Source organism: Dyella sp. EPa41 (assembly GCF_016586165.1).
GTDB lineage: Bacteria > Pseudomonadota > Gammaproteobacteria > Xanthomonadales > Rhodanobacteraceae > Dyella.
This window is the reverse complement of record NZ_BCPR01000011.1, coordinates 47,498-67,463: the sequence shown is the minus strand read 5'-3', so window position 1 is coordinate 67,463 and position 19,966 is coordinate 47,498. Positions and strand designations below refer to the sequence as shown.

At 62.9% G+C, this 19,966-nt stretch carries 17 protein-coding genes and 1 tRNA gene; 14 read left to right on the top strand and 4 right to left on the bottom strand.

From position 1 onward, the window contains the following. The first annotated feature begins 1 nt into the window (after position 1). The 5 genes from JMF82_RS05905 to JMF82_RS05885 all read left to right on the top strand — a co-directional run bounded on the left by JMF82_RS05905 (position 2) and on the right by JMF82_RS05885 (position 4,370). Positions 2-598, top strand: coding sequence for an aminodeoxychorismate/anthranilate synthase component II (locus JMF82_RS05905; RefSeq protein WP_201313614.1), 597 nt, complete (start codon positions 2-4; stop codon positions 596-598). Continuing rightward, a complete protein-coding gene (trpD, locus tag JMF82_RS05900; RefSeq protein ID WP_201313601.1) occupies positions 595-1,671 on the top strand; it encodes an anthranilate phosphoribosyltransferase in 1,077 nt (358 codons plus the stop codon). The genes JMF82_RS05905 and trpD overlap by 4 nt, the downstream gene beginning before the upstream one ends. Positions 1,672-1,713: 42 nt before the next feature. Then, positions 1,714-2,508, top strand: coding sequence for an indole-3-glycerol phosphate synthase TrpC (gene trpC, locus JMF82_RS05895; RefSeq protein ID WP_201313600.1), 795 nt, complete (start codon positions 1,714-1,716; stop codon positions 2,506-2,508). Between the two features lie 8 nt (positions 2,509-2,516). Next, entirely contained in the window at positions 2,517-3,218 is a 702-nt protein-coding gene (locus JMF82_RS05890; protein ID WP_201313599.1) for a haloacid dehalogenase-like hydrolase, read from the top strand. A gap of 165 nt (positions 3,219-3,383) precedes the next feature. Continuing rightward, positions 3,384-4,370: a helix-turn-helix domain-containing GNAT family N-acetyltransferase gene (locus JMF82_RS05885; RefSeq protein ID WP_201313598.1), complete on the top strand. Its 987-nt coding sequence runs from the start codon at positions 3,384-3,386 to the stop codon at positions 4,368-4,370. A gap of 84 nt (positions 4,371-4,454) precedes the next feature. Here JMF82_RS05885 and crp read toward each other — a convergent pair whose 3' ends face one another. Continuing rightward, positions 4,455-5,150, bottom strand: a complete 696-nt coding sequence (crp, locus tag JMF82_RS05880) for a cAMP-activated global transcriptional regulator CRP (RefSeq protein ID WP_111980880.1) — start codon at positions 5,148-5,150, stop codon at positions 4,455-4,457. Between the two features lie 279 nt (positions 5,151-5,429). Between crp and speD the strand changes: the two genes are divergently transcribed. Beyond that, a complete protein-coding gene (gene speD, locus JMF82_RS05875; RefSeq protein ID WP_019465856.1) occupies positions 5,430-6,215 on the top strand; it encodes an adenosylmethionine decarboxylase in 786 nt (261 codons plus the stop codon). Positions 6,216-6,950: 735 nt separating this feature from the next. On the opposite strand, the gene coq7 is transcribed toward speD, so the two are convergent. Continuing rightward, on the bottom strand, positions 6,951-7,592 hold the full coding sequence (coq7, locus tag JMF82_RS05870; RefSeq protein WP_201313597.1) for a 2-polyprenyl-3-methyl-6-methoxy-1,4-benzoquinone monooxygenase: 642 nt from the start codon (positions 7,590-7,592) through the stop codon (positions 6,951-6,953). Next, positions 7,589-8,797 carry a (Fe-S)-binding protein gene (locus JMF82_RS05865; RefSeq protein WP_236585312.1) on the bottom strand — a complete coding sequence of 403 codons (1,209 nt, stop codon included), beginning with the start codon at positions 8,795-8,797 and terminating at the stop codon, positions 7,589-7,591. Before JMF82_RS05865 ends, coq7 begins: the two co-directional genes overlap by 4 nt. Before the next feature lie 140 nt (positions 8,798-8,937). On the opposite strand from JMF82_RS05865, the gene rplM reads away from it, so the two are divergent. The 6 genes from rplM (at position 8,938) to JMF82_RS05835 (ending at position 14,420) form a co-directional block, all read left to right on the top strand. Further along, positions 8,938-9,366 carry a 50S ribosomal protein L13 gene (rplM, locus tag JMF82_RS05860; RefSeq protein ID WP_019463923.1) on the top strand — a complete coding sequence of 143 codons (429 nt, stop codon included), beginning with the start codon at positions 8,938-8,940 and terminating at the stop codon, positions 9,364-9,366. Between the two features lie 9 nt (positions 9,367-9,375). Then, on the top strand, positions 9,376-9,768 hold the full coding sequence (gene rpsI, locus JMF82_RS05855) for a 30S ribosomal protein S9 (protein ID WP_074546260.1): 393 nt from the start codon (positions 9,376-9,378) through the stop codon (positions 9,766-9,768). 54 nt (positions 9,769-9,822) lie between these two features. Continuing rightward, positions 9,823-9,896, top strand: a tRNA-Gln gene (locus JMF82_RS05850). A 19-nt stretch (positions 9,897-9,915) separates the two neighbouring features. Next, positions 9,916-11,451: a site-specific integrase gene (locus JMF82_RS05845; protein WP_201313595.1), complete on the top strand. Its 1,536-nt coding sequence runs from the start codon at positions 9,916-9,918 to the stop codon at positions 11,449-11,451. A gap of 10 nt (positions 11,452-11,461) precedes the next feature. Next, positions 11,462-12,325, top strand: a complete 864-nt coding sequence (locus JMF82_RS05840) for a hypothetical protein (RefSeq protein ID WP_201313594.1) — start codon at positions 11,462-11,464, stop codon at positions 12,323-12,325. Between the two features lie 463 nt (positions 12,326-12,788). Continuing rightward, positions 12,789-14,420, top strand: a complete 1,632-nt coding sequence (locus JMF82_RS05835) for a MobA/MobL family protein (RefSeq protein WP_201313593.1) — start codon at positions 12,789-12,791, stop codon at positions 14,418-14,420. On the opposite strand, the gene JMF82_RS05830 is transcribed toward JMF82_RS05835, so the two are convergent. Then, a complete protein-coding gene (locus JMF82_RS05830; RefSeq protein WP_201313592.1) occupies positions 14,421-16,655 on the bottom strand; it encodes an AAA family ATPase in 2,235 nt (744 codons plus the stop codon). It abuts the gene before it with no gap. Positions 16,656-17,153: 498 nt separating this feature from the next. Here JMF82_RS05830 and istA point away from each other — a divergent pair, with 498 nt between their 5' ends. Both istA and JMF82_RS05820 read left to right on the top strand, forming a co-directional pair. Then, positions 17,154-18,686 carry an IS21 family transposase gene (gene istA / locus JMF82_RS05825; RefSeq protein WP_201313591.1) on the top strand — a complete coding sequence of 511 codons (1,533 nt, stop codon included), beginning with the start codon at positions 17,154-17,156 and terminating at the stop codon, positions 18,684-18,686. Beyond that, positions 18,680-19,405, top strand: coding sequence for an ATP-binding protein (locus JMF82_RS05820; RefSeq protein ID WP_201313590.1), 726 nt, complete (start codon positions 18,680-18,682; stop codon positions 19,403-19,405). Before istA ends, JMF82_RS05820 begins: the two co-directional genes overlap by 7 nt. The last annotated feature ends 561 nt before the right edge of the window (positions 19,406-19,966 follow it).

Sequence of the window (19,966 nt, the reverse complement as noted above, 5' to 3'; positions counted from 1 at the left end):
CATGCTCTTGATGATCGACAACTACGACAGCTTCACCTTCAACCTCGTGCAGTACCTGGGCGAGTTGGGGCAGTCGGTGAAAGTGGTGCGCAACGACGCGCTGGACGTGGCCGGCATCCGCGCGCTGAAGCCCACGCACATCATGATTTCGCCCGGCCCCGGCACGCCGGACGACTCCGGCGTGTCGCTGGACGTGCTGCGCGAGCTGGCCGGCGATATCCCGGTGTTCGGGGTATGCCTGGGCCACCAGGCCATCGGCCAGGTGTTCGGCGGCAAGGTGATCCGCGCCAAGCAGATCATGCACGGCAAGACCTCGCCGGTGCGCCATCGCGGGCAGGGCGTGTTCGCCGGCCTGCCCGATCCGTTCGAGGCCACGCGCTACCACTCGCTGGTGGTCGAGCAGGACAGCCTGCCCGATTGCCTTGAAGTGACCGCGTGGACCGAGAACCCGGACGGCTCCATCGACGAGATCATGGGCCTGCGCCACAAGACGCTGAAGGTCGAGGGCGTGCAGTTCCATCCCGAATCGATCCTCACGCAGTACGGCCACGACCTGCTGCGCAATTTCCTGGGCCTGCCGCTGAAGCTGGCGGCATGACGGGCGCGCCGCAGGACGCACCGGTGGGCCGCCGCGTCACCATCACGCCGCAGGAAGCGCTTCAGCGCACGATCGAGCATCGCGAGATATTCCACGACGAGATGATCGAACTGATGCGGCAGATCATGCGCGGCGAAGTCAGCCCGCTGATGACCGCCGCGATCATCACCGGCCTGCGCGTGAAGAAGGAAACCGTCGGCGAGATCACCGGCGCGGCGCGCGTGATGCGCGAGCTGTCGGCCAAGGTGGAACTGCCGGCGCACGGGCATTTCGTCGACATCGTCGGCACCGGCGGCGACGGCGCGTCGAGCTTCAACATTTCCACCGCCTCGATGTTCGTCGCGGCGGCGGCGGGCGCACGCATCGCCAAGCACGGCGGACGCAGCGTGTCGTCCAAGTCGGGCAGCGCGGACGTGCTCGAGGCGCTGGGCGCGGTGATCGACCTCCCGCCCGCCAAGGTCGCGCAGTGCATGGAGGAAACCGGCATCGGCTTCATGTTCGCGCCCAACCATCATCCGGCGATGAAGGTGGTGGCGCCGGTGCGCAAGGAAATGGGCGTGCGCACGCTGTTCAACATCCTTGGGCCGCTCACCAACCCGGCCGGTGCGCCGAACATCCTGATGGGCGTGTTCCATCCCGACCTGGTCGGCATCCAGGTGCGCGTATTGCAGCAGCTGGGCGCGAAGCACGCGCTGGTGGTGTGGGGGCGCGATGGCATGGACGAAATCTCGCTGGGTGCAGCGACGCTGGTCGGCGAGCTGCGGGACGGGGAGGTGCGCGAGTACGAAGTGGAGCCGGAGGACTTCGGCCTCGCCATGGCCTCCAGCCGGAACCTGCGCGTGGAAAACGCCGAGGAATCGCGCGCCATGCTGCTGGAAGCATTGGAAGGGCGCCGCGGCGTGCCGCACGACATCGTCTGCCTCAACGCGGGCGCCGCGTTGTATGCCGCCAACGTGGTGGACTCGATCGGCGCCGGCATCGAGCTCGCCCGCAAGACCATCGCGGCGGGCGCCGCGCGTGCGAAAATGGACGACTTCGTGGCGACGACGCGGCGTCTGGCGCAAGCCTGCTGACGCTCACGCCCTCTTCATGCCCCCACCCCGCAAGCTTTTGCCATGACCGACATTCTCCAACGCATCCTCACCCGCAAGACCGAAGAGGTCGCCGAGCGCAGCGCGAAACTGCCACTGGTCGAGCTGTCCGCTCGGGTGGGCGACCTGCCGGACACGCGCGGATTCGCGGACGCCATCGAAGCCAAGATCGACGCCGGCCTGCCGGCCGTCATCGCCGAAGTGAAGCGCGCCAGCCCGAGCAAGGGGGTGATCCGCCAGGACTTCGATCCTGCCGCGATCGCGCGCAGCTACGAGAAGGGCGGCGCGGCCTGCCTGTCGGTGCTCACCGATCGCGACTTCTTCCACGGCAGCGAGGATTTCCTGCAACAGGCGCGCGATGCGTGCTCGCTGCCGGTGCTTCGCAAGGACTTCGTGATCGATCCCTACCAGGTGTACGAGGCGCGCGTGATCGGCGCCGACTGCATCCTGCTGATCGTGGCGGCGCTGGGCGATGCGGCCCTGCTCGAACTGTCGCTGCTGGCCGCCGAGCTCGATCTCGACGTGCTGTGCGAAGTGCACGATGCGGAAGAGCTGGAGCGCGCGCTCGCGCTGCCGGTGCCGCTGATCGGCGTGAACAACCGCAACCTGCGCACCTTCCACACTTCGATCGATACCTCGATCGAACTGCAGCAGCTGATGGAGTACGACCGCATCCTGGTCAGCGAGTCGGGCATTCACACCGCCGATGACGTCGCCACGTTGCGCGATGCCGGCATCAACGCGTTCCTGGTCGGCGAAGCCTTCATGCGCGCCGACGATCCGGGCGCCGAACTCAAGCGACTGTTCGCCACGACGTAAGCATCACGATGTCCACAGGGGAAACCAAAGTCGAGCCGGTCGCGGCGGACGCCGTCGCGATCGCAGCGCGCACCGTGCTGTTCGATTTCGATGGCGTGCTGATCCACGGCGACGCCTTCGACATGTTCATGCGCGACCGCTACCGGCGTTCGGTCTTGCGCAAGATCGGCGCGCTGCTGACGCTGCCGTGGCTGCTGCTGGTGACGCCGTTCTCGCGTCGGCGCGCCACGCACACGCTGGTGCACGTGGCCCTGCTCGGCATGAGCGAGCAGCGTTATGGCGCCGCGGCGGAAGCCTTTGCCGCCAGCCTCGTGCGCCGTCCCAGGCAGTTCTGCCGCGACGGCCTCAATGCGCTGCGACGGCACCAGGCCGCCGGCGATCGCGTCATCGTCGTCACCGGCTGCGAGCACATGCTGGTCAGCCATATCCTCCAGCAGCTGGGCTTGTCGGAGGTGGAAGTGCTGGCCTCGCGACTTCGCCCCGGCCTGCTGGGCATGCGCGTGAAACTCCACAACGTGGGCCGGCGCAAGCCGCTGCAACTGGCGGCCTTCGGCGTTGGCGAGTGGCATGTGGCCTATAGCGATTCGGTGGTCGACGCCCCCATGCTCAAGCCTGCCGCAGAGGCCGTGCTGGTCAATGGCACGCCCAAGCTGTGCAAGAAGCTTGAGAAGACGCTGGGTCGCACCATCACCCGCGTCGACTGGTTCTGACCGGGCCTCGATCCGGTCCGCTTTTGTTGTGGGGGCGCACCCTGCGCGCGACGGGGGGTAACTCCGTGCGGTAGAGGGTGCGTTCCCTACACAAAGGCGGGCGCTTGCTTCTGTCACGGCCGCGGAACTACGTTAGGACTTACATAAGCATCACAGGGACCTGCCATGTATCTCCCGTCGCTCGCCCAACTTGCGCTTGGCAGCCGGCTCAAGTCGCTCAGCGACCACTTCTACGGGGCGGTCGACGAGGTCTACCGGGCCTGCGGCGCCGGCGTGGAATCGCGCTGGTTTCCGGTGCTGCGCTTCCTGTGGGAGCACGGCGAAACCACCGTGAGCGACGTCGCCATGGCGATCGGCCAGACCCACTCGGCGGTCAGCCAGCTGGCCGACAAGCTGGTGGACGCCGGCCTGGTCGAGCGCCGCAAGGATGTCCAGGACGGCCGCCGCAGCCTGCTGGCGCTGACCGCCAAGGGCCGCCAGGCCTTGTCCGCGCTCGGCCCGATCTGGGTGGCGGTGAGGCGGGGCATCATCCAGTCGCTCGGCGAGGAGGGGCTCCAGTCCCTGCTGGCGGCTCTTTCGGCCACCGAGCAGGCGTTGCAGGAGCGCCCCGTGGTCGAGGCCATGCTGGCGGAGCACGCCGTGCTGACCCACGCCACGCTGGAGGTCGTGCCATACGACCCGGCACTGAAAGAGCACTTCTACCGCCTCAACGCCCAATGGCTGGAGCGCCACTTCCGCATCGAGGACATCGATCGCGAACTGCTGGGCGACCCGGACCGTTACGTGCTGGCGCCGGGCGGGGCCATCTTCTTCGCCCGCCTGGCCGGCGAGGTCATCGGCACCTGCGCGCTGCTGCAGGAGGCGCCGGGCGTCTACGAACTTTCCAAGATGGGCGTGGACGAAACCTTCCGCGGCATGGGCGCGGGCCGCAGCCTGCTGGCGGCGGCCATCGCCGAGTTCCACCGTCGCGGCGGCAAGGAACTGTTCCTTGAATCCAACAGCCGCCTGAAGACCGCGCTGCGCATGTACGAGCAGGCGGGTTTCGTGATGCAGCCGGCGGTCCGGCCCGGCTCGCACTACGAGCGGGCGGACGTGTACATGGTCTACCAGCCGGCCAAGGGCCCAACCCGGTCGGGCACCGCGAAGGCCTGAAACGAAAACGCCGCCGGGCCATGGGCCGGGCGGCGTGCTCGGGCTCGCGCGCCCCGGCCATGCCGGGACAGGCCAAAGCGGTGCTCAGCGCGTGCCGCGCACCACGATGGTCTTGCCGGCCACGTCGATCATGCGCTGCTCTTCCAGCTGCTTGAGCACGCGGCCGACCATTTCGCGGGAGCAGCCCACGATGCGGCTCACTTCCTGGCGCGAGATGCGGATCTGGGTGCCGTCCGGGTGGGTCATCGCGTCCGGCTCCTGGCACAGGTCCAGCAGCGTCTTGGAGATGCGGTTGGTCACGTCCATGAAGGCCATGCGGCTCACCTGGCGCGAGGTGCGCAGCAGGCGGTGCGTGAGCTGGGAGCCGATCGCGAACAGGATCTTCGGGCACTCCTCGCGCAGCGGGCCTTCCATCAGCTGGAACAGGCGCTCGTAGCTGATTTCGGCCATTTCGCACGCCGTGCGGGTGCGCACCATCGACTCGCGCTGTGCCTGCTCCACGAACAGGCCCATCTCGCCGATGAACTGGCCACGGCTCAGGTACGCCAGGATCAGCTCGCGCCCCTGTTCATCTTCCGTGCAGACGGCCAGCGAGCCGTCGACGATGTAGTACAGGGTATTGGCCGGGTCGCCGGGCCGGATGATGGCCGTCTTGCCCGGATAGCGGCGCCGGTGGCAAAGCGCCAGGAAGCGCTCCATCGAGGCCGGGTCCGGAGCGAAGCTGGCCGGCGCCTGGGAACGTTCGAAAGCTTGCTGTAGCTGGTATTTGAGTTGCGCCACGTTGAGTCCCGTCGAGTCAATCCGGGGGCTCGCAAGCGTCCCCCGACAGTCCAATCCTTTCCCCTCCGGGCATTATGGCAAACTAACCTGACCTGCCGAAGGTTCAGTTTTCCCTTTTTTTGCCGCATACTTCACGGTCTTTCGGACGCGGCAGTCCTGTCGCGCTCCGGTCACAAGGGTCGTGGAAGCTTCCTGCCTTCACGTTCAATTATCTAGCGGGGACCCTTGTAGCTAACCCGCCCTCTGCTGATGGCCTCAATTCCGGCCTGGAGAGTCGCTGTGGTGAAACCGCTTCCGCGCCTGCGTCTGCAGGGCTTCAACAATTTGACCAAGGCACTGAGCTTCAACATCTACGACATCTGCTACGCGGTGTCCGAAGAGCAGCGCCAGCGCTACATCGAATACATCGATGAGCAGTACGACGCCGACCGCCTGACCCAGATCCTGACGGATGTGGCCGAGATCATCGGCGCCAACATCCTCAACATCGCACGCCAGGATTACGATCCGCAAGGTGCCTCCGTCACCATCCTCATTTCCGAGGAGCCGGTGGTGGAGAAGCTCGGCCGCGACACCATCTCCGACGCGGTGGTCGCGCACCTGGACAAGAGCCACATCACCGTCCACACCTATCCGGAAACGCACCCGCACAACGGCATCGCGACCTTCCGCGCGGACATCGACGTGGCCACCTGCGGCGTGATTTCCCCGCTGAAGGCCCTGAACTACCTGATCGACAGCTTCGAGTCGGACATCGTCATCGCCGACTACCGCGTGCGCGGCTTCACCCGCGACGTGAAGGGCAAGAAGCACTTCATCGACCACAAGATCAACTCGGTGCAGGACTACCTGGCCAAGCACATCCGCCAGAAGTACGAGATGTTCGACGTGAACGTCTACCAGGAGAACATGTTCCACACGAAGATGCACATCAAGGACTTCGACCTTGATACGTATCTGTTCGAGGCGCATGCCGACGACCTCTCGTTCAAGGAGCGCCAGCGCATCGAATCGCTGCTGCGCCGCGAGATCGAGGAGTTGTTCCACGGCCGCAACCTGATGTAATCCACGAAAACCCGCCGAAAGGCGGGTTTTTTTATACCCGGGCCACCTCACCCCACCACCCTTGTAGGAGCGCACCCTGTGCGCGACAGCCTTTCGCGGTGGGCTGCATGGTTTTTCTCTTGTGAGAGCGGGCTATTGCCTTCGGTAGCCCCGCTTCCGCCAGGTTGCCGCCTACGCGGCGGGCGTTTCGATCCCCTGCCGGCGACGCGAAGCTAGTCCCGTGGGACGCTCGAGTCACTTTTCTTTTGCTGGCCCACGCACGCGCAGGAGCGCGTGCGAACGGCGAAGCCGGCCCGTAGGGCGGAGGGCAGGATGCCCGGAGTCAAAGAAAAGTAACCCAAAGAAAATGGCCTTGAGAGCCAAGGCTCATAGCGATATGGGGATAGGAGCGTCGGACGACTGAGGCGAACCGGATGGGTTCGTTACTACCTCGAACGAAGCGGCTACACCGCAACGCGTCGATGCGAAGAGGACTCAAAGCATCTTCGCTGAGCCGTGATGAAGCCTATGGGCTGCCACGCTCTTCCTCCCTCTCCCCTCCGGGGCACGCGGGGAGAGGCCATGGATGGCCGAGGCTTTGAGGAGCGAGGAGAGGGCTGGGGTGAGGGGTGGGTGCTCGCGAAATTCCTCCCTACCTCTGTAGGAGCGCACCCAGTGCGCGAAAAGCCCACGAAGCGGCGACCCCGTAACGCTGCAGACACCCACCAGGTGCACTCCTGCAGCTGAGGCAACCCGCTAAATCCGATACGCCACCGCCTTCATCACCATCGACGACAGATGCATCAGGCCCGGGATGGGGAACGGCAAGTCCACGCCGCCCAGTTCGCGGGCGTTGTGCGCATGGCGGATCTCGTCCGCCTGCATCTGCATCAGCACGGCGCGCGAACGCTCGTCCTGCGCGGGCAGCTTGTCGAGGTGTTCTTCCAGATGCGCTTCGACCTGGCGCTCGGTTTCCACCACGAACCCCAGGCTTACCGGGTCGCCCGCCAATGCGGCCAGCGCACCGATGGCGTAGCTGCCTGCGTACCACAGGGGATTGAGCAGGCTGGGGCGGCTGTCGAGTTCTTTCAGGCGATCGGCACACCAGGCCAGGTGGTCGGTTTCTTCGGCGGCGGCGTGCTGCAGGTGGGCGCGGTTCTCTTCGGTGCGCGCCAGCGCGGCCTGGCCGTCGTAGAGCGCCTGTGCGCAGACTTCGCCCGTGTGGTTGATGCGCATGAGGCCGGCGGCGTGGCGGCGCTCGGCGTCGTCCATGTCGGCTTCGTCGAACGTATCGGCAGGCGAGGGGCGGGCGGCCTCCGGTGCGCCGGCCACGGTTTCCAGTGCGCGTTCGACGCCGGCCAGCAGGCGATCGAGCGGGGAAAGCGTGCGTGCGTTCATGGCGAATCCTCCAGTTGCTGCGCCAGCAGGGTCAGCGGATGCATGTGCGGCCAGCGCCGGCCTTCGGCATCCATGCCTGCGGCGAGGTGCAGGCGGCATCCGATATTGGACGACAACAGCTGCTGTGGCGCTACGGTGGCGATTTGTCCCAGCGTGGCTTCGCGCAGGCGCGCCGCGCGCTCGGGGAATTCCAGCATGTGCGTTCCGGCCGCACCGCAGCAGTAAGGTGCACGCGGTACCGCGTGCAGGTCGAGTTCGGGAATCGCGCGCAACAGCTTTTGCAGCGCCGCTTCGTTGCGCGCGACGTTCACCTGGGTACAAGGCAGGTGCAACGCCATGCGCCGGGCCAGCGGGCGAAAGTGCAAGCGATCGATGCGCGCCGCGAGCAGGCTGATCGGATCATCCACCGCCACGCCCGGCAGCGCGCGCCGCAACGTACCGAGGCAGCCGGGCGTGACCGTAACCAGGTATGCCGCGCCCGACGCTTGCCACGTCTCGCGTGTGCGTTCGGCCAGCGCCTCGGCAGCCGGCATCTCGCCACCATGCAGATCGATGGCGCCACAACAGAAGGCCGGCAAGCGGATGACGCGATAGCCCGCGGCGCGCAAGAGCGTCACGGCCGACACTTCGGCATCGGCATCTTCGACGCTGGCTACGCAGCCGGGAAACAGCGCGACCGTGGTCGCCTCGGGAGAGGTGGCGGCCGATGGCGCAGGTTTCGGCGCGTCGGACGCGTCGGGCAGTGTCTCGAGTGCCGCCCGCCAGGCCGATTGCGCGGGGAGGCGCGCCGCGAGGCTTCGTTTCCAGTGCGCCAGGCCCGTCGCACCGCCGAGGCGGGCCGCCAGGCGCAGCAGCGTAGGCTGCTTCAGCAAGGTCAGTAGCCCGCGTGGGCGATGCTTCATGGGGCCGATCATCGCCCGCGTTTCCACCAGCAGCTCGCCGTATTTCACGTTGGCCGGGCAGACGCGCTCGCAGTTGAGGCAGCCGAGGCAATGGTCGAGATGGATCCTCAGGGACTCGGTGGGCTCGGCGTCTCCCCGGGCCAGGGCCGCGGCGATCGCGATGCGCCCGCGTGGAGACTCCGCTTCGTTGCCATCCAGGCCGTAGGTCGGGCAGGTGGGCAGGCACAGGCCGCATTGCACGCACTGGTCGGCAAGGGCGGCGATCTTCTGTTCTCGGGTATAGGGGGGCTTTTCAAGCGCCATGCGGGTCATGCTATCATTGTCAGCTCGCATCCCACCGGTCGGTGGGCTTGCGCGATTGATGAAAACTCCGTTATCATCTCGCGCCTTTGTTCCACCGATTACGTGTACCGCCCTAGTGGCGGCAGACCAGGTATTCTGAAATGAAAACGTTCAGCGCCAAGCCGGAAAGCGTCAAGCGCGATTGGTTCGTGATTGACGCCACGGACAAGACGCTCGGTCGTCTGTCGACCGAGATCGCCCGCCGTCTGCGTGGCAAGCACAAGCCGGAATTCACCCCGCACGTCGACACCGGCGATTACATCGTCGTGGTCAACGCCGAGAAGGTGGCCGTCACGGGTGCCAAGCTGGACGACAAGATGTACCACCGCTTCACCGGTTACGTCGGCAACCTGAAGACCACGAGTCTCAAGGACATGCTGGCGACCCACCCGGAGCGCGTCATCGAAATCGCCGTCAAGGGCATGCTGCCGAAGAACCCGCTCGGCCGCGCGATGTACCGCAAGCTCAAGGTGTACGGCGGCGCCGAACATCCGCATACCGCTCAGCAGCCGCAGGCGCTGGAAATCTAAGGAATCATCATGGCGATCCAGCAGAATTACGGCACCGGCCGCCGCAAGACCTCCGCCGCTCGCGTGTTCCTGCGCAAGGGCACCGGCGCGATCACGGTCAACGGCAAGACCCTCGACCAGTTCTTCGGTCGCGAGACCTCGCGCATGATCGTGCGCCAGCCGCTCGAACTGATCGAAGCCACCGACAAGTTTGACGTCAACGTGACCGTCGCTGGCGGCGGCATCACCGGCCAGGCCGGTGCGATTCGCCTCGGCATCGCTCGCGCCCTGATCGAATACGACGAAAGCCTGAAGTCCCAGCTCCGCAAGGCTGGCTTCGTGACCCGCGACGCCCGCGAGGTCGAGCGCAAGAAGGTCGGTCTGCACAAGGCCCGCCGCGCTACCCAGTTCTCGAAGCGCTAATCGCGCTTCGACTGGCCGGTACATCAAGTCAGAGCGTACCGCCCAGCCGGGTTTTGGGAGATCGTCTAACGGTAGGACAACGGACTCTGACTCCGTTTATCTAGGTTCGAATCCTAGTCTCCCAGCCAAACTGAAAAAGCCCTGCGAATGCAGGGCTTTTTTTATGCCTGCGTTTTGGGTGCTCGGGCGGCTTGGTCGGTACAAGTCATGCGCTTGGCACATCATCTTTGGCGGGACACGTCGGGTATCTGGTATTTCCGGGTGGTGGTTCCTCGACGGCTCCGGGAAGCCCTGGGGCGCAGCCTGATCAAGCAATCCCTGCGCACGCGGGATCCCATCCAGGCTCGGGCCTGGTCTTATGTCCTCAGTGCCAAGTGTGCTCAAATCTTCGCCATGGCCGGGCAGGGAGGACGGGGCATGGGCGGTGTGTCGTGGGGCGGCGATGCCGACGAGCCGGACGAGGGGGACGATCTGACCCAGCGTCTCGGTCTGACCGTTCGCAAATGGGAGGTCGAAACGCCTGACGGTCACAAGGTGCGCACGGATGGCAGCCAAGGCGACCATGAGAATGGAATGGCTGCCTTGCGCGCCATCTTGGAAAGGCGTGACCCATCATCCGGGTCCGCGACATCCCCCGGTTCCAGGTGGCTGACTTTGGACGCCGCCATCAAGGACTACTCCGAGGTGGAAGCCGTCTCCCTTAAACCCAACACTTGGGCTCAGCGCGCCCGCGCCTTGCAGGGGTTCGTGGACGTGATCGGCGGCCGCCGGCAGGTCTCCACCATTTCGCGCACCATGGCCAGCGTGTGGAGTGATGGACTGCTCCGCTCCGGCAAGAGCAAGGTTTACGTGGCCAACTGCGTCAGCCACGTCGCGCAACTCTTCGAGGCTCTTGTCACCAAGGGCCACCTCACCACCAATCCGGTGAAAGGGCTGGTCGTCGTCAAGAAGAAGGAAAAGGCGGCGCGCCGTTCCGAGGGACACGAGTGGGAGCCGTTCGAGGTTGAACAACTCCAACGCATCTTTGATCCGGCCAATCTGGTGCGAACCAAGATGGAGCACGTGCGGTGGGGTGCCGTCATCGCGCTCTACACGGGTGCCCGTGTCGGTGAGATTGCCCAGATTTTCCTGCGGGATTTCGTGACCCACGGTGACACGCCATGCTTGAAGATCTGTGCCGACAGTGACGGCCAGGGGATCAAGACGGGCGAAGGGGGCGAACGTCTGATCCCTTTGCATCCGGATTTGATCCGTCTGGGTTTGATGGAGCGTGTGGAGGCGTTGCGGGCCGCAGGTGCTGAGCGCCTGTTCCCTGATATGCGCATTGACAGCGCGGCGGGTCGGGGCAACTCCATCACCAAAGGTTTCGGGTATTACCTGAAAGGTCTGGGCATCACACCGCGGCGTGCGCATGGCATCTTGGGCATCCACTCATTGCGCAAGACGGTTATACAGACACTCCAAGGTTCATCCCTATCAGCGGAGCGCCGGCGCGCATTGGTTGGGCATGAGGCTGGGGATCCTGCGCCGGACACCCATGCCACGGCTTACATGCGCGCGTGGACACCGAAGGAACTGGCGGCCTATCACCCGGCGTTACCGTGGAACGAATGGATCAATATTGGCGAGTTGAAAGGTCTGCTGTTATTGCCTTCCGACAACCATGCGGAAAATTTGAATTAAGGGGCCGCTGATGGACGAGGTAGCAAAGAGGGACAAGAAAATTCTTGATGATGTGATTGCTCGGTCGCGTATGCCCGATCAGTGTGCGGAGCTTTTGCCCGTTCCGGCCGGCAAGATCGCCTGCGATTACATCAGTAAGAATGGTGGCGAGCTGGTGAATGGCTTTCTTGTAATAAGGGAAGAGGCGGAGCCGTGGGTTCTTGTCAAACCCTACACTGTGGTTCGGGATGAAGGAAAAGTGCTGCGAGACCCTGCTTCATTTCGCGCCAATGCGGGTGAGCAGGTGTTCGTTGAGCATGTGGGCGACCAAGAGGACTTCGTTGCATTTTCGAAGAGGCATCCAGAGACAAAGTCTGAGGTGCCTTTGACGGTTTTTTCAGTAAATCAAGTTAAGTTCTTGGTTTCTGGTTTCTTCGTTATCATTGTGCTCTCAGCAATCATGCTAAGCCACTACACTGTTGGCTATGGCCCGGTGGCTGACTTCCTTGGCTATGTGTTGCCGTGCCTGGCGGCAGCTCTCGTCGGCGGAAAGCTTTATTTGAAAGATAAGGTTTCCGACCTTGGTATGTATGAAGGGGCCGTCTTCTTTCTGTTTTTGGGGGTTCTTTCCAACGCTTACGTCCACCCTTGTGGTTCGGCAATTATCGTCCTCATTTGCCTTTTATCCGCAGTGCTATCGGTGATCCTGTTGCTTTGGCGCGTAGTTTGTTTTCATGGAGACGAAGGGGCTTTTAGATTATATTTCGCAGGTCTATCGCCCTATTTTCTACTCGCCATGGTCCTCGTTGTTGCCATTTTTTCATGGGCCTTTTGGGATGCGCTCTTCGTTAAGGTGGTTAACCAAAATCAGTGTTTGCCGCCACCACCTCATTGATGAGCAATCGCTAGAAAAAAGATCGATAGGAAATAGCAGCCTGATGAGCAGATCACCAGCCAAAAAATCCAATTCGACAGGGTTGGTTTCCGCTGTGTGCGTTGCATGAGCAATCCTGGGCAAACGGGTTGGCGCCAGTTCTAGCCGAAGCCGAAGGTCTGTCAAGACGCGTCATATAGACGTCCAAATAAAAGGCGCAGAGCGCGTCTTAGTGTTCTGCGAACACGACGCTCAGAGCCAAGGCCAACGCTAAGCGTCGAGCCAGAGCACCCGCCAAGCTAGGCGCGACCACCCCGCCCGCCATCACAAATCCCGACTCAGATATGTCAAGCATGCTTGACATATTGGCCGCCTTTGCTTGGATGTTGGCGTGGGGCGGGCATGCACAGCCGGCGCTCCGCTTCTTCATGGTCAGGATGACCGACCGCCATCCGCAAGGGTGGCCTACGACAAGGACGACGACATGGCTTTGCATGCCCGCCCCCACCTTGAAACTCACTCTCGCGGCGCGGGCCACTCCGCCATCGCAGGGGTCGCTTACCGCCTCGGCTTGCGTCTTTACGACCGCCGCACTGGCGTTTGGCACGACTACCGCCGGCGGAAGATCGGCGAGGAAATCGTCAGGGCGCTCACGGTGGCCCCCGAGGGCGCCCCGGTCTGGGCGACGGATCCGGGAGAGCTCTGGAACCGCGTGGAAGCCGCCGAGAAGCGGAAAGATGCCCAGGTGGCCAGGGATTACAGGATCCCGGTGCCCATTGGTTTGACGGATCAGCAGGCCGGCGACTTGGCCGAGGAGATGGCTCGGTTCATCTGCCGAGAACTGCATACGGCGGTTTCGTTGGGTCTGCACCGCGATGCAGACGTGGACGCCCTTGGCAATGTGAAGCCACCTGATAGGCAGGGCTTTCATGCTCATATCTATTTCCCGACCCGCCGGCTGGAAGAGATCCAGGGGGAGGACGGCGCCTCCAACTGGGGGCTGGGCGCCAAGCTGGTGCTGCTCTCGAACAAGAACACGTCCGGGGCGTTCGTGGAACGCCTCAATGAAAAGTGGGCAGAACTGGCCAACCGTTATACGGCGGCCAACAACCTGCCCGCGGACTACACCCACCTCAGCTATGCCCGCCAGGACTTGCCCATCACGCCGCAACCGACCCTTGGCGCCGCTGTGACGGCGATGGAACGCCGGGGCTTCTTCACCCGGCGCGGCGATGCCTTGCGCGGCGACATCATGCTCCCGGCGAAGGTCTACGAGGCCGCCCATGCCGTGGTGCTCGACGAACAGCACCGGCGCGCCATGGAAGATGTGGCGCGGGAGAGGGAAACAGTCCGGGAGGCCAACCCCGAGCCTGAGACGGTCGGGCCTGGCGAAATCATTCCGCCAGCCACCCTTGCCCCGGTGGTCTTGATGCCGCTTCTCGATGGCGAGCCCGGATCATTGGTCGCCCGGTTCCAGGCCGCCGCTCCCATCCCGGAAACGCCGGAGGCCCACCAGGTGTTGGCCCGCGTGCTCCGATTGGTTCAGGTGATCCAGCGGGTGCTGGGCGCCTTGGCTGAGCTGGCGGATCGGTTCCGAATTCACGGCGAAGGCCGGGAACGGCGGATGGCCGCGAAGCTCGATACAGATTTCCAGCTGGACCAAGCCCGAGCCATGCGTGCAGCGACAAGACAGCGGCTGACGGACTGGGAAGATGTCCACCCGTTGTTGATGTTCTTGGCGAAGAAGGCTGGGAACGACGAGGGCAAACCCGCCGCTTGGCGGACACTGCGCAATGCCGTTGAAGTCCAGGAGTGTCGGGTGCAGGAGATCAAAGGGACACGGCGACACCATCAGGTGCACCTCGATGCTTTCGACCAGGAAGCGCAGGTGTTGAAACAGGAAGAGGTCGAAAACAAGAGCCGGCTCGATCAAGCATTGAACCGTGTGCAGGCATTGAGCCAGGTGCTTGCTGACAAGTTGATGTCGGCTACCAATGAAGAAGAGCGGGTCTGGATTGAGGCGGTTAGGCCTGCACCTGCACCTGCGCCGGTTGTGCCGTTGGAAGAAGTGCCACCACAGCCACGGTTGCGGCCTGCGCCTCGGCTGGTGGGGTGATCAGGCTGCGTCTGCGGTTCCCTCGCCAGGAGCCCCCTCTTCACGAAGCATGGCTGTGTAATGGGCCATTTGGTCGGTCTCTTGAAAGACCAGCCGAAACTTTTCCAGGTAGTAGCCCACATCGTAATCGCCAAAATCGGTGTGATTGACGCCATCGGCGTGGGATTGGCGGTCCAGGTAGCGCGCCAACGGGGTGAACCGGTGTTCTTGCTCGCTGATCTTTTTCAGGGCCGCCTTGAAATCGTCTTGTCGGCGGGTGAAGTAGAAAAACCGTTCGCAGATGCAGCGCATGGCGTTGGCGAGCATGATCCGGGTGGCATTGCCTTCCTTGGCATCTCGCACAACCTGCCAATAGGCCTCGTAATCGTTGAGCAACTCATCACTGTTCATCGGCACCACCACGGTGTGGCTATGCTTCAAGACACGCTTGAAATCCAGCTGCTTCGCTTTGCCGTGGACGGAGACCAGTTCGTGATGAAAGAACAGGCTATGCGTCAGGATGATGACCTGTTTGAGCTGGTGTCCTTCATCGTCCTTCAAGGCAACGATGTCGTGGACGATGATGGAGGCAATGTCGTAGACGTAGTTGTGGGAGAGGCTCGAAATGGGGTCATCTATGACCACGATTTTTCGGTTCAGTGGAATGGTGCTGTCCGCGACAGCCGAGCCGTTGATCAGCTCGACGAAATACAAAAATGTGATCAGCGTTTTCTCGCCTTCACTGAGCGAGCGATAGTCATCCACGCCACCATCCCTGCGCTCCAAGTGGTAAAGATGGCCGGTTCCCTCCTTCTTGATCTTGAAGGCATCAATCCCGAGAGAAACCAGGCGACCATTGATGGCTTCGATGGCTTTGTCGGTTCCCGTGGTGCTGGCGCGTAACTGGACCAGCTGCCCTTCGGCGGTGATGAGGTTTTGACGGAGACCATTGACCTCAGCGGTGATGGTGGCGATGGCGCTGTCCGTTGAAGTCTTTGAAGCCTTGTAGACCGAGAGAACGCCCTCGTAGTCATGGCGCAACCGGAGCCAGAAACCTTTCTTGATGCGGGTGCGCTCATTGTCACGATCGGCAATGCGCGCGTTGAACTGCCGGATGCGTTCATTCACCTGCGTGACCGCATCCAAAACTGCCTGGCGAGCATCCTTGGACGCTTGGAGAGCAACCACTTCACCCGGCGACTGTTGTTTCTTCTCGATGAGACCGATGTTGGCGGACAGCACCAAGTTCAGTTCGGCCCAGGTGCGCGAAAGGTCTGGGTGATCTTTCGCAAAGGGCTCATCGGCCAGCAACTGGTCCATCGTGTCAGATAGGCGGGTCACCTCGGACTGGTAGTCCTCCACCAACTGGTTGATCTCGGCGATGCGGTTTTCGTAAGACGTGTCGAACAGGCGGGCCAGTTGGGTGGAAAAATCGTGCGGCAAATCCTGCTGGCAGAAGGGGCAACTGGTGCTGTGTTCCACATAGGGTTTGCCTTGCCTCACCCAATCCATGTTGCCGAGGGCTTGGATCTGGGCCGCCAAGGAACTGTCGCCAGATCCAAGGATGGCCTGGCCCCACAGCGCGTTGCTTTCGAGGCTTTCGAACTCGGTCAGGTCCAGGGAACATTCTGATCGAGCGGTTGCCGTTCGGTCGGCCACGTCCGCCATCCGGGTGGTAAGTGCCTCGATGGTCGGCGGGACGACAGTGGCATCGAAGGAGATGCGGCTCAGTTCTTCAAACAACTTGCGCTTGGCTCCTCCAAAACCTTCCAGCCATTCCTTCATGGCGCCGGTTTTGTGGGATGTGTAGGCAGGCCACACGCCATCGAGGACCGCCGTGTAGGCGCGGTTGGCCTCCGCCTCACGTGCTTCTTTCTGCTCATTCAGACGCTCGATGTCGTCTCGCCATTGGTTCGTTTGCTGCTCCAATCGTTCCGCTTGTTCCAGGGCGGCGGCCTCGGGTTTGCCGATGGTGAAGATGCCCGGCATGTTGGTCCGATTGCGGAACGTTTCGTCTATGAACTCTTCGTTGTAGACCAGGTATTGGTAGGGTTCGTCCCGCGTGAGCGTAAGAGAACAGTTGGCGATGGGGTTGGTGCTGTTGCCGTTGTGATGGATCACTTGGCCGATCGCAGACTTGCCGGCGCCGTTGACGCCATAAAGCAGGGCCACCCGCTTGGTTGCATCGAACTCAATGGACGTGGCCCGTTCGCGGGCGAAACTCTTGTAACCCTGGATAGAGATGCTCTTGATCATGGTTCCCCCCGTGGTTCCTTCCAGGTTTCGGATCAGATAGCGGAGCAAAACAAGGACCAGGAGGCACCGGGTGCCGAAGGCGCCATTTGTCCTGACCAAAGCTTATAGGCTCGCCAGGGCCATCAGGCAGGGAGGGCCTCATCTCATCTCGCCGCGCCGGAGGGGCTCCCGGCGCCCGGCCAGGTGTCGATTGACAAAACGGCCGCCGAGGCTAGAACTCTGGAACCCTGCGCCGCAGGGTGACCCTATTCCAGAGGAGCCCACCCATGCACCCCCATCACTGATGCCCCCTGGCCAGAAACGCGAAAGGCCGAGAGCGTGAACTCTCGACCCTTCTAGGTGCGGTGCGGTTGGTCCCAACACTGCGCCGACTGTTCTAGGCCCGTCCCCCACGACTGTCAAGTCGACGCCCCGAGACCCGGGGCGCCGTCTCGATTCCCCTTTGCCTGAAACAGCCCCCGGCGGTTGGGACACCGCCGGTGAAAGGAGTTTGTCCGAATGAAAATCCACGACACCGTCCGCCTGGTGCTCACCACCCCTTTGTCCGATCGGGAGATCGCTGACGCTGTGGGTGTGTCGAAGACCACGGTGGGGCGCTACCGACGGTTGGCCGATGCCAAACATTTGCGATGGTCCGATCTGGCGCACCTGACGCCCTCCAAACTGACCCAACGGTTCAACCGGGATCCCAATGGCAACAAGACCCGACGGGCACCGGATTTCGCAGAGTTCCAGCAGCGCCTGGATGAGGGGGCCACGTTGCAGGTGCTGTGGGAGGACTACCGGCGTGAAGACCCCCACGGCACGCTGTCTTATTCCCAGCTGGCGGCACGGATGCGCCGCTACCGGAAAACGCTGCCCACAGGGATGCGGATGTCCCATGAGCCGGGCTTCAAGGCCTACGTCGACTTCGCCGGGTTCAAGCGCATTCCACTGCCCACATACCTGGATGCGACCACAGGAAAGCCAGTGACCGTCCAGCTTTTCGTGGCCGTGCTGCCGGCGTCCTCGCTTATCTTCGCCAGGTGCGTGCCCAGCCAGAAGGTGCCGGACTTCATCCAGGCCCATATCGACATGCTGGTGTATTTCGGAGGCGCACCGCTCACGATCGTGTGCGACAACCTGAAGTCAGCGGTGATCAAGGCCGGCCGCCAAGCTGTGCTTCAGGCGGACTACAAGGAGTTTGCCCGGCACTATCGCATTGCGATCAACCCGGCCCGGCCGTTTCGGCCCCGGGACAAGGCAACTGTGGAGACGTCGGTTCGCATCGTCCAGGACCACATCGTGGCCCGCTTGCACCAGCGCACCCATCATTCGATCGAAGAGCTCAACGCATCCCTGGCGGAACTGCTCGACGAACTGAACCGGCGGCCCATGACCGAGTATCGGAAGAGCCGATGGGAACGGTTCGAGGCCTCGGAACGCCAAGCCTTGCAGCCGTTGCCCACCGAGCCGTTTGTGTATGCCAAGTGGGTGGCGATCCCACGGGTGCCCAAGGACTACCACGTGCGTGTGGACCATCACCATTATTCCGTGCCGCATGCACTGACGGGACAACGCCTGACCGCCAGGTTGACGGCGGACCGCGTGGAGATTTTCAAGGAAACCGAGCAGGTCACCAGCCACGCGCGCAGTTTCGAGCGGGGTGGGCATACCACGGATCCGGCCCACCTCAGCGACGATCACCGTGCCTGGTCGGAACGCACGCCGGAACACATGGTGGCATGGGCCAAGAAAGCCGGCCCGCACGTGGCGCAGTTCGTGCGCAACCTCATCGGCAAATCCCACCCCCTCGCCGCGTTGCCTGCCTGCGATGAAGTGAAGGCCTTGGCCGAAAAACATGGCACGCTGGCGCTGAACCAGGCGGCAGGTGAGACGCTTCACCTCAACACCGTTTCACTCGGGACACTTCGCCGGATCCTGAGCAAGCAATCCCAGGCCAATGCACCGGCCAAGACCACCCGGCCTCGCCATCGGTATGCGCAGGGCTCCAAGGCCTTCGCTAGACAGGTCAAGGAGGCCGCATGCTGACCGAGACCCTGAAAGATTTGCGCGCCCTTCGACTGGGCGCGATGGCGGCGTGTTTGCAGGAATGGATGGATCAACCGGCCAATCATGACCGGCCCTCGTTGGAGTGTGTCGAAGCCCTCGTGCTGGCCCAGAAGCAGGACGCGGCGGATCATCGTGTGGAACGGTTCTTCCGGGAAGCAGATTTGCCGGTGGCTTGCGTGGCAGACGTGCGCACGACCACCCAGCGCGGGTTGCCGCCCCGGGTGTTGTGCCAGTTGGCCAGCTGCGATTGGGTGCGGCAGGGGCACCAGGTGGTCATCATGGGGCCGAGTGGTGCAGGCAAGACGTTTGTGGCCAGCGCCCTGGGACGTGAAGCGATGCTGTTGAAACTCGGCGTGACGTATTGGCGCACACCGGACCTGTTGGAAACGCTGGGGGATACCCCAGCAGGAGCGGCACGCACCAAACAGTTTCGGTCGTTGAGCCGCGTGCCCTTGTTGATCCTCGATGACTTCGCGGCCCAGAAAACCACGATGTCCCAGGGCTATGACCTGTTGAAGGTGCTGGACAGTCGCCGTCGCCACGGTAGGGCCACCCTGGTGGTGTCGCCCAACCATTTGCAGGATTGGGAAACCTATTTCGACGACACAACCACGGCAGACGCCGTGTGTAGCCGCCTGGCCGAAAAGGTCCAAGTGATCGAGTTACAACGGCCCAAGCCACCAACGAGAAGCGCATGACCATGCCCGCCTAGAAACGCGCCCACGAGGCGCGTTTCTTTTTGGCCTGATCCAGGTGAGGTGATGTTTGTGGACCACGTGACCACCCGTGCTTGAACAATCTGGCCGGTTGTGTGGACGCATGCCACACGCACGTTAGCCCTGAAAACAAGCCGTTTTCAGGTGGCCAGCGGGATCCATCATGTGGCCAGTTGGTTCAAGCATGGTTGTGGCCCCGATGTCGGAGGCGCATCTTTTAGCCCACAGGGCATTGCCGCCAGTGGCCAGGAGGGAAATCAATCCTTTCAGCCTGTTACGCCTTGTGTGGCCAGCGTGTTCAAGCACGGGTGGTCAGGTGGACCAGAATAGCCATGATGTCCACGCTTGCCGGAGTTGGCCGCTGTGATTGAACGCGCTGGCCAGAAGTGTGGAACCGCTCGGCCAGAAGCAGATTTTGATCACGCCATGAGTGTGACGCGGTCGAGGTGATGCCTACGGCTCCCTTGGTCCTTGTTTCAAGGTTCAAAGAAAAAGGCCGCCTCCGATGGAAGCGGCCTCCTAGGTCACCTGGTGCATCGGCGA

Bases quoted from the DNA above. Each gene is read 5' to 3' on its own strand.
- JMF82_RS05905 (WP_201313614.1), top strand. From the start codon at position 2: ATGCTCTTGATGATCGACAACTACGACAGCTTCACCTTCAACCTCGTG.
- trpD (WP_201313601.1), top strand. From the start codon at position 595: ATGACGGGCGCGCCGCAGGACGCACCGGTGGGCCGCCGCGTCACCATC.
- trpC (WP_201313600.1), top strand. From the start codon at position 1,714: ATGACCGACATTCTCCAACGCATCCTCACCCGCAAGACCGAAGAGGTC.
- JMF82_RS05890 (WP_201313599.1), top strand. From the start codon at position 2,517: ATGTCCACAGGGGAAACCAAAGTCGAGCCGGTCGCGGCGGACGCCGTC.
- JMF82_RS05885 (WP_201313598.1), top strand. From the start codon at position 3,384: ATGTATCTCCCGTCGCTCGCCCAACTTGCGCTTGGCAGCCGGCTCAAG.
- coq7 (WP_201313597.1), bottom strand. From the start codon at position 7,592: ATGAACGCACGCACGCTTTCCCCGCTCGATCGCCTGCTGGCCGGCGTC.
- JMF82_RS05865 (WP_236585312.1), bottom strand. From the start codon at position 8,797: ATGGCGCTTGAAAAGCCCCCCTATACCCGAGAACAGAAGATCGCCGCC.
- rplM (WP_019463923.1), top strand. From the start codon at position 8,938: ATGAAAACGTTCAGCGCCAAGCCGGAAAGCGTCAAGCGCGATTGGTTC.
- rpsI (WP_074546260.1), top strand. From the start codon at position 9,376: ATGGCGATCCAGCAGAATTACGGCACCGGCCGCCGCAAGACCTCCGCC.
- JMF82_RS05845 (WP_201313595.1), top strand. From the start codon at position 9,916: ATGCAGGGCTTTTTTTATGCCTGCGTTTTGGGTGCTCGGGCGGCTTGG.
- JMF82_RS05840 (WP_201313594.1), top strand. From the start codon at position 11,462: ATGGACGAGGTAGCAAAGAGGGACAAGAAAATTCTTGATGATGTGATT.
- JMF82_RS05835 (WP_201313593.1), top strand. From the start codon at position 12,789: ATGGCTTTGCATGCCCGCCCCCACCTTGAAACTCACTCTCGCGGCGCG.
- JMF82_RS05830 (WP_201313592.1), bottom strand. From the start codon at position 16,655: ATGATCAAGAGCATCTCTATCCAGGGTTACAAGAGTTTCGCCCGCGAA.
- istA (WP_201313591.1), top strand. From the start codon at position 17,154: ATGAAAATCCACGACACCGTCCGCCTGGTGCTCACCACCCCTTTGTCC.
- JMF82_RS05820 (WP_201313590.1), top strand. From the start codon at position 18,680: ATGCTGACCGAGACCCTGAAAGATTTGCGCGCCCTTCGACTGGGCGCG.